The sequence below is a fragment of the Streptococcus sp. CF8-6 genome, from assembly GCF_024295845.1.
GTDB classification, from domain to species: domain Bacteria; phylum Bacillota; class Bacilli; order Lactobacillales; family Streptococcaceae; genus Streptococcus; species Streptococcus oralis_BO.
The window spans coordinates 232,472-242,311 of sequence record NZ_JANCOF010000004.1 but is presented as its reverse complement, the minus strand read 5'-3'; the positions used below and the strand labels follow the sequence as shown (position 1 = coordinate 242,311).

Sequence of the window (9,840 nt, the reverse complement as noted above, 5' to 3'; positions counted from 1 at the left end):
TTACTAAAGGTAATCTTACGTGGACTATCGTCATCTTTATCAGTGACTTTGATTGTTGAACCATCGGTTACGACTGTATTGTCCTCGCCTTTAGCATCCTTAGTACCAACATTCGTCACTTTAACTGTTCCATCATAGTTAACTTTGAAAGTGATATCCGTTACTTTGAGGTATCCAGTTGGGGCTGCTTCCTCATGGAAGGTGTAAGTACCTGGGGCCAAGCTCAATTCTTTAGACTTACCAGCTTCTGAAGTCCAGCTTTCTACAGCTGTGCCTTCTGCCTTATCGCCTTTGAAGATCTTGATTTGTGCTCCTGCGATTTCAACCCCACCAAGACTAATTTTACTGAACGTGATTTTACGAGCTACATCGTCATCTTTATCAGTAACTGTCAGAGTTGAATTTTGGGCTACAACACGATTGTCTTCACCTTTAGAATCTTTTTCACCTACTTTTGTCACTTCAACAGTACCGTTAGGTTTAACTTGGAAAGTGATATCCGTTACTTTGAGGTAACCAGTTGGGGCTGCTTCCTCATGGAAAGTGTAGATGCCTGGTTCAAGATTCAGTTGCTTAGGTTGGTCAGTTGAAGTCCAGCTTTCTACAGCTGTGCCTTCAGCTTTTTCGCCCTTGTAGATCTTAATCTGAGCACCAGCGATTTCATTTCCTCCAAGATTGACTTTACTGAAGGTAATCGCCTTTGGAGTTGTATCTTCTTTGTCAGTGATTGACAAAACAGAACCAGTTGTTACGACAGTATCTGTTGTACCTTTTTTGACAATTGTAATAGAACCATCAGCATTGACCGTGAAGGTAACATCATCAACATACTGATACCCATCTGGAGCATCGAACTCTCTTAGAGTGTAGGTCCCTGGTGCCAGCTTAATCACTTTAGAAGTGTCAGCTACAGTAGTCCAGTCTGCAACAGGTGCCTCTTCAAGATTGACTGTATCTCCACTATAGATTTTCAGTTCCGCTCCTGGAATTTCTTTTCCATTTGGATCCACCTTTTTGAAAGTAATCTCTTTCTCAGTTGGTGTCTTCGGAGGTGTCTTCTTATTTTCAATTCGACGTTCTACTGATTTGTCTGAACCAAACTCATCTGGAGAAATTTTAATATCTTCAGTTAATTTGTCATAGCCAAGAGGAGCAGTTACTTCACGAAGTGTATAGTTGTCTCGCAACAATTTACCTACACTAGCGTTACCATCAGGACCTGTTGTCAATCGTCCAACAACAGCTTGGTTACGATCACGAATCACTTCAAAAACTGCACCTTGCAATGGTTGGCCTGCTTCGTCTACCTTATGAATTTTAATGGTGAAAACATATCCTTCCGCAACACCACCTGCAATCTGGTAGGTACGTGTGCTTGTTGATTGTTCATTCTCACTACCATTGTAGCTCATGTTGGCTACGTTCGTGATTTCCTCACCATCGACTAGATCATAATTCGCTTTAGCTCGATACTCGATCATATAACCAAAACCATTAGTATCTCCTAAAGGAAGGGTGAAACCATCACCATTCGCATTTACCACTAGTTGGTTTTTAAAGGTTTCGGTCATATCCTGAGCATCGGACCATTTCCAGTCTCCGTTATTCCAGCTCCAGTTTACTTTATAAATACGAAAAGTATCTGGTAGGAATGTCATATTTGGAGAAGAGAAAGCATCTTTGATAGTGACATCACTGTAGTTCGCCATATTGCGGTTTACAGTAATGTTATAACGGATTACATTTTTCTCGTCATCCTTGTATTGGAAGGAACTCTTTTCAATTTTAGAGTCGTATTTCCCTGGAGGGCCGTTATAACGGATTTTCCCTGCAAATAGAACTCTATGGCCTACTGTAACGTTAACATCAACGTCTTTTTCTTCTGAAACAACGTCATGGTCAACTCGGACATAGACAAAGAATTTCCCCCTAACGCCAGAATTATTCTCAACAAACTTTGTGTAAGTTAGAGTAATCGTTTTGCTAGTGGCATCTAGATGTCCAGTAGCTACAAGATTGTTAGAAGCATCTCGTAATTCAATGTCTGAAGAGTTTGAAAATGCAATCTCTGATGGCAATTGAAGTATTGTTGTATCACCTTCATGCACCGTATTATCTGGCAAAACAAAATCTGCAGTAAGACGGAATTCTTGCCAAATATCCAACCCTTGCGTTAAAGCTTCACCAGATCTGTTTTCAACACCAACACTAGTGATCACATCATTATACTCTGTCGCATGTACTTGCGTCAGAGGGGCAAATGATTGGAGAATAACTCCCAAACAAAGAATAAGGATCTGAATCCAAGATCTTATTTTCTTGTTCATTTAATCTTCCTTTCTTATAATATTCAGTTGTAAATGTACAATGTAATAGTAAACTAAATGATTGTCCCCAACTAATCACCATTCTGCTTTTTCAAGCGAAAATTATTAGCCACATTACATCCACATTTTATCATACTATGAAGAAAAAGGCTAGAACTATCAAGCAAATTTTTATAAAAAAATCCAATTTTTTCTTATCGTTTGAAATCGACTTTTTCACATCCGTATATTAACCGCTTTGTGTCTTTTCTTCTCCTATCATAAAAACAGAATCTGGTATATTTTACTGCTATTTTTTAAAAAATGAGTTCACCTTGTTTACGATACCAGATAGTGTTTTTATCATTTTGGTTATCTGATTTCATAAACGTTAAATTACTCTAGAGAGAATACTTCTACCCATTAAAAAGACCAGGTTCCCCTGGTCTTTCTGAGATACAATTAGAAGAAATACTGATTCATTCTAGTCTTCTTTTTTACCTTTAGTGGCCACTAATCCTGCACTCAAACCAAGAAGAGCTAGGCCTACTGCTAGAGCTGCTTGACTTTCTGCACTTCCTGTATTTGGTAACTGTTCTTTTTGAACCTGACTAGCTTCATTTGAAGAAATTTCTTTTGTATCTGCTTTTTCTGATACTTGTGGTTTTGTAGATTCTTGAGGTACTGGTTTAGTTGTTTCACTAGCCGTACCAACTTCTACAATGCGATCTTGAGCCATGACTTTATCATAGCTTTCTTTTTCAGTTCGCTTGCCATTTTCAACTTCGATCAAGTGAACACGGATACCTTTTTGACCTTCTTGGAGAACACGAGTTTGACCCGCTGGAAGCTGATCATTCTTTTGTTCCTGAACCTTGAAATCAATTGTTTCTTCTTCGATTACAAGTTCTGGTCTGTTAAGGACAAGGTTTTTCACTTCATCTTCTGGAAGGGAGGTTCCTGGTTTGGTTCCAACCAAGACGATGCGGTCTGTCGGTGCCTCTACCACTTCACGGAGTTTTTCTTCCTTACTTCCACTAGGATTAACCGCTGTGAAGATCCGTTCCTTACCAACTTTTCCTTCTTGTTCTACACGAGTTTCACCTAGATACAGTGTTGAATCCTTTTTCTCAACTGTCTTGTAAGCCAAATCTTTTTCAACAAATTCGAGTTTTGGAAGATCTTCTTGTACAGCAGCAACAGTCTTCTCAGAAACTGGTTTTTCCTTGGTCAACTGGATATGGTATTCCTTGACTTGTTTTCCACTTTCTGAAACAAGGCGAACAAGTACTGGAAGGCTATCGTCTCCGCTATCTACAACTGTTGAAGCTACTTGATTACTTTCTTCGACTGAGACTTTTGGACGTTGATCTTTATAGGTGATTTGGTAGTCTTGACGATCTTCAGCGAAGTCAGGAAGCTCTTTCCCATCTACAAGAATTTTTGATTGGGTACTTTCTTGAGGCAATTCACTCGGTGCAAGGAAGGTCATCTCAATCATCGCAACACCGCTCTTGTCTGCTTTACGCTCCATACGCCATCTCATGGCTTTGGCTTTGACAGCTTTAAATGTTACGTTGATTTCATCACCAGCTGCGATGTCTTTATCCGCACGATAAGGCACAGCTTCCCAATTTTCTGGATTATTGAATGGATGAGCTGCATCGTAGGCTTGGTAGTTTGAATAGTAGGTAGGCACTTCAAAATCTGGGCCAATATAGCGTTCCAAAACGAGTTTAGATGGGGCATCTGTACCACTATCTGCAAAGAAGTGAAGTTTGGCTTGCGCTACAGTCCGTTCTACAATCTTACCATTTTCACGGAAGATCACACCTGCTGATACTTCTGGATTAGAAGATGGTGTTGGAGACCAGTTTGTCCAACGACGATTTTCTGAATGATTTCCGTCATTGAGATAGTCCACACGGTCATGGGAGTTTCTATCAATGTCATTAGTGGCTGAAGCAAAGGCGCGGTTACTATTTTCATCATACTCTGGGTTATTTGATAGAGCTTCACCAAGTTTGTCTGTCACTCGTACAGTGAACTCAGCAACAAGATCACTACCTAGGACATGGCCTCGAACGGTAAATTGACCTGCTTTTGTCAGCTTTTCTGCTGGAACTTCTTCCCATTCTACTGCCAAGTCTTTTGTTTCGTAACCGTCTTTACCTGTGAAGTAAACAGGAACCTTAGTTGGCAATTCAAGCGGTTGCCCTACTTGTAGCAAGCGAGCTTGTTTGACCGCGGCAACTGGTTTACGAGAGAGCAAGTCTTTATTGCTTGTAAAGTGTAAACGGTATTCTCCTAGGATATCACCATTTTCAGCTTTCGCGATAACACGAACTGGCTCACCTTCACGAACACTTGGAACGACGGTAGCGAGACCATTGTTGCTAACACTTGCTGTTACTGCAGGAACTTTTCCATCTACTGACTCAAGATAGTAGTCAGTCAAATCAGGGTTAAAGTTTGCTAAGTCTTTACCGTCAACTTGGATTCTTGTTTGTCCTTGTTTGGCCGCTGCAACTTGTTTCGCAAAAATTTGTACTTCTGTGATAGACGTTCCTTTCTTGCTATCAAGTCGAACCATACGAATGCGAACCGCATAGGTCTCAACTTTATCAAAGCTGAAATGATTCATTTCTCCAGCTTTTAATTGAGCTGGTGCTTTGAGATTGCTTACCTCTTTCCAGTTTGCAGGATCGTTAAAGGCATGGTTTTCCTCACCTACAAAGCTAGGGTTTTTAGGGGCTGTTGGAACGGTCTTACCGACATAATATTCAATCACATAAGACTTCGGTACACCAACTCCGTGGTCTTCGTGGAATCCGACACTTAGATTATCAACGGAACGTTTGCTCAAAATACCTGAATCTCCGAATAGGACACCAACTGAAGCTTCTGGATTAGTACGGTTCCAGTTTGTCCAACGGTTAGCTGGGCGGTCATTAAAGGAAATCAATTTATCGTTGACGTTTGAAACAGGATCAGTTGGATTTGAGTCTGAAGCAAAGGCAAGTGGCAATTCTGAACCGGTCCATTGGTCAGAAATATTTGCTCCCTTCTCAGTTTGAGCAGATACGCGAACATGAAGTTTAGTTGTTAATTGCGTACCTTCTAGGCGACCATTAACTGTAAAGACACCTTCCTTGGCGTATTGGTCTGGACGAATCGTATCCCATGTAACCTTAGCTGATGAAACGTGACCATTTGAATCGTAGGTGCGAACACTTTCTGGTAATTGCGGCGCTTCTGCAATTGGAGTTGTCACACTGACTTCTTCAACTGAAACGATGCCTTCTACAGATACTTTAGCACGCGCTTCAAGATCCAGACCTTCAACTTTACCTAGAACTTCAAAGGTTTGATAGTGGTCGAGTTTTTCTTTTGGAATAGATTGCCAAGTGACTTTATGAGTTTTAGGGAAACCTTTGTCATACTCAACAGTTACTGTTGTTGGAAGACTTGGTTCCTGATGCAAGTCTGTCACTACATTTACTGGACGGATAGATTGTGCAACCTTCGTCTCAGTATTGGCTTGGATAGTGAGTTCAACTTGGCCTCTAGCCCCCTCATATTCCGCTTTCAGAGTGACTGCTCCTGGCTTATGTAACTCAAGCATCCCTTTACGAACTGCGACTTCCCCTTCACCACTTGTAGAGAAGGTTACTTTATCAGCTGGTAAAACTGCTTGTGTTCCGTCTTGATAGTGAGCGAGTACAGACAATTTCACTGTTTGGTCTTCTTTAAGACCGTCAGCTTGCTCTACTTGTAAGCTCAAGTGGTCAATTTTTGGTGCTTCTTCAAGGAATTGAATTGCATAAGTTTGAAGAGGGCCACCATCTTTTGGTTGAACATAGATGCTTGCACGCATGCCGTTTGCTGCACTTGCTTGGACTACAGTAACATCCGCATTTTCAGCACTTGCTACAACTTCTGGCAAGGATGCACCGTAAGCAAGAGTTCGGTATTGCATTGGATTTTGAGTAGTAAGACCAGTGACAGATTCGCCACCAACAGTTACATTTGGTACTGCAGGAGCCACAGGATTACCTTCTTCTACCACAAGGGTAGCGTGAATAGTCTCACCACCCAGTTGACCAGTCATTTGAATACGTGATCCTGCAACTGACAGTTTAGCTTTATCTGCTTCCGCAATCTCCCACTTATCAACTTCGTATTCTTGAACGCTTCCATCCGTTACAGCGATAGAAACATATTTATCAACAGCACTCAAGTCTGTTCCTGGGGCAACACGTTTTACAGTAGGCAGTTCTTTCGCAATTGCTAGAACCTCAACACGAGCCTCTACCTCACGTCCGTCTGCCATACCTTTAACTGTCACAACTCCAGCTTGGCTCACATCAACAGAAGACCAAGTTACTGGACGTTTTTCACGACTGCCATCACTGTAGATAAAAGCGACGGTCTTCGGCATTTTCGGTTCTTTCTCAATAACAGTACGTACTTTTGGTACCTCTGTTCCGAGAACTGTCTTTTCTTGGTCTTCTTTTTTACCAGTAAAGACAGTTACTTGACCAGATTTCAAGAGATCTGAATGAGCTGTTAGTGTGAATTTACCTGCTTGCTCAGTTGATTTAACAATGGCAACCCCTTTACCGTTAAAGGCTCTACGGATCCAAGAACCATCTGGTTGTGCCTTGTAGCGTTCACGGCTGGCTTGTTCCCCATTATCGACACCGACCAGTTGACCTTGTCCATGCAATTGGAAACGAACCAAATTATTGGCAGTTGGTACCACATTTCCTTCACTGTCAACGATTTCGTAGTAGATGTAGGTCAAGTCTTTTCCATCTGCTGCGATTGCATGTTCTTCCTTGACGAGGCGAACACCTGCTGGTTGGCCTGCAGTCGTGATCTTATCACGTGCAATTTCTTTTCCAGCTTCATCGCGAGCTACAGCTTCCAAAGTACCTGGTTGGTAAGCAACCTTCCATTCAAGATAGAGTTCCTTAGCATTGGCACCTTCTTGGTAAGTGCGGCCATCACTGGTTTGTTTCTTGTTGAACTTCTTAACTCCGAGAGATTGACCATTTAAGAACAATTCTACGCTTGCAGCGTTTGAGTAAGCTCGAACTGGGATTTTTCCGTCTGAATCTTCAACTTTCGATGCCAATTCTCTATTTTCCCAGTTCCAGTGAGGAAGAAGGTGAACCATTGGTTTCTTCTTGACAGAAACCCATTGGCTTTGGTAGAGATAGAAGTCATTTTTTGGAATACCAGCTGTATCTACGATACCAAAGTAAGAGCTCTTAACGGGAGTTTGGTTTTGGTTGTGCCATGGTGTAGGCTCACCGATATAGTCCGTACCTGTCCAGATAAACTGTCCAGCATAGCCAGCGTTGTCACGGTCAAAGGTCCATGAAGCGGTTGCCGTTTTACCCCAACCAACACGATCATTCCCATAATCTGACTGTTCATAGTTACGATAAGCTTGGTTGCTATGTACCAATTCTTGCTCAGGACGATAATAGCTACCACGTGTACGGGTTGCTGAGGATGTTTCTGAACCATAAATCAACCAGTTTGGATGTTTCGCACGAAGTTTCTTGTAGTTATCTTCTGAATAGTTGAAACCAACTGCATCCAGTTCATTAGCAATTTTCTCATGATCACCGCTACCATCACCAAAGCGGAACTTATCTGCTCCCATGGTAACATAACGTGTAGTATCAACATCTTTAATCACTTTTACTAAGCGTTTAACCGTTGCAAGAGAGTGAGCATTACCATTGGCTTCACCGATTTCGTTTCCGATAGACCACATGAAGACAGCTGGGTTGTTTTTATCTCTTTCGACCATGGTACGAAGATCATAGTCAGACCATTTTTCACCTTTTCTAGCTTCTGGGTGAGTAGCGTCTTTTTCAAAGAAACGTCCGTAGTCATAAGGTTTCTTACCACCATACCAAGTATCAAAGGCCTCTTCCTGAACCAGCAAACCAAGTTCTGCTGCGATTTGCAAGGTCTGTGGACTTGCAGGGTTATGAGTTGTGCGGATGGCGTTAACACCCATCTCCTTCATTTGTTTGAGACGACGGTATTCTGCCTTATAGTTTTCTTCTGCTCCAAGCGCTCCGTGGTCATGGTGCAAGGAAACACCATGGAATTTAATGCGTTCACCATTCAAAGAGAAACCTTCATTTGGAGTCCAATGATAGTAACGGTAACCAAACAAATCTTTCTTAGCATCGACTAATTGACCATCACGGTAAACACGCGTAATCAATTCGTACAAGGCAGGTTTGTCATTTAAAACGGTCCAGAGTTTTGGTTGTTCAACTTCTAGAATCGCATCAAGACTTGTTGACTCATGTGCTTTCAAGGTACGGCTCGCTGTACGAACCAAGCCTGTTACAGTCTGACCACCACGTTCAACGATTTGATACTCTACAACCAATTCATGGTCTTTATCATCTGTATTGACGACTTTGCTGGTCACATGCGTTTCAACCTTGCCGTGTTGCTGTTGTTCTAGTTTTGGTGTTAAGATGGTTGTCCCATTTTTCTCAACATGAACCTTATCTGTCACTTGCAAGGTCACATCACGGTAGATACCACTACCTGAGTACCAACGGCTACTTGGTTGTTTGTTAACCGCATGGACAGCAATCACATTCTCACGACCATCTTTGTGAAGGTATTTGGTGATATCATATGAGAACTGGTTATAACCATTTGGATAATGCCCCACTAACTGACCATTGACATAGACTTGAGAGTCCATGTAGACACCATCAAAGGTCACTCGAACATTTTTCTTGAGATCTTTTTCATCAAGTTTAAAGGTCTTGCGATACCAAGCTTCACCACCATTGAGCTGTCCACCCTCGTTTTGGGCAGGTGACTGATGGTCAAAATCGTTAAAGATACTCCAGTCGTGTGGGAGATCCAATTTTTGCCATGTTGATACGTCAGCATCTGATTTCACAGCTTCTTTAGGATTCGCATTGAGTTTAAAGTGCCAATTTTGATTAAAATTCACTTTTCTATCTTCAATCATTTGATTCACTTCTTCATTTGTCACAGCTTTCAACTCTTCCTTGACAGGCTTTTCTTGACTTGAAGCTTGAGATTCTACCTTTGGAGCTGTTTCTTCAGGCTTTAGAGATGCTTTCTCCTCTTTTGGAGCTACAGGTTCCTCTTCTTTCTTCTCGGCTTTGCTTGCTTCAATTGGAGCAGCTTGACTTTGGTCGACACTTGCAGCATCCTTGTGCTCTGCTACAGTTTGATCTTCTTTTTCCTCCACTGCCGGACTTTCCTCTTTTGCTTGTTCCACAGTGTGGGTGATAGGAGTTTCATCCGCGAAAACTGGTGATTCTCCAATGACACTTCCTCCAAATAGAACCGCACAGGTTCCAATCATGACAGAGCAAGCGCCTACGGCAAACTTACGAATGCTGTAGACTCTTTTACGATTCCAATGGCCTTTTTCCATAAAATCCTCCTTTAGTAACCGTTTCCATTTATTTGTAAGCGTATTACTTTTTCATAGCCTTTTACCCTTATT

General features: G+C 41.8%; 2 protein-coding genes. Both read right to left on the bottom strand.

Annotated elements, in window-relative coordinates:
- A partial coding sequence (locus NML69_RS07775) for a SpaA isopeptide-forming pilin-related protein (RefSeq protein WP_254726155.1) occupies positions 1-2,327 on the bottom strand: 2,327 nt, incomplete at its 3' end.
- Between the two features lie 463 nt (positions 2,328-2,790).
- Positions 2,791-9,768, bottom strand: a complete 6,978-nt coding sequence (gene bgaA, locus NML69_RS07770; protein WP_254726153.1) for an LPXTG-anchored adhesin/beta-galactosidase BgaA — start codon at positions 9,766-9,768, stop codon at positions 2,791-2,793.
- Positions 9,769-9,840: the final 72 nt, after the last annotated feature.

Bases quoted from the DNA above. Each gene is read 5' to 3' on its own strand.
- bgaA (WP_254726153.1), bottom strand. From the start codon at position 9,768: ATGGAAAAAGGCCATTGGAATCGTAAAAGAGTCTACAGCATTCGTAAG.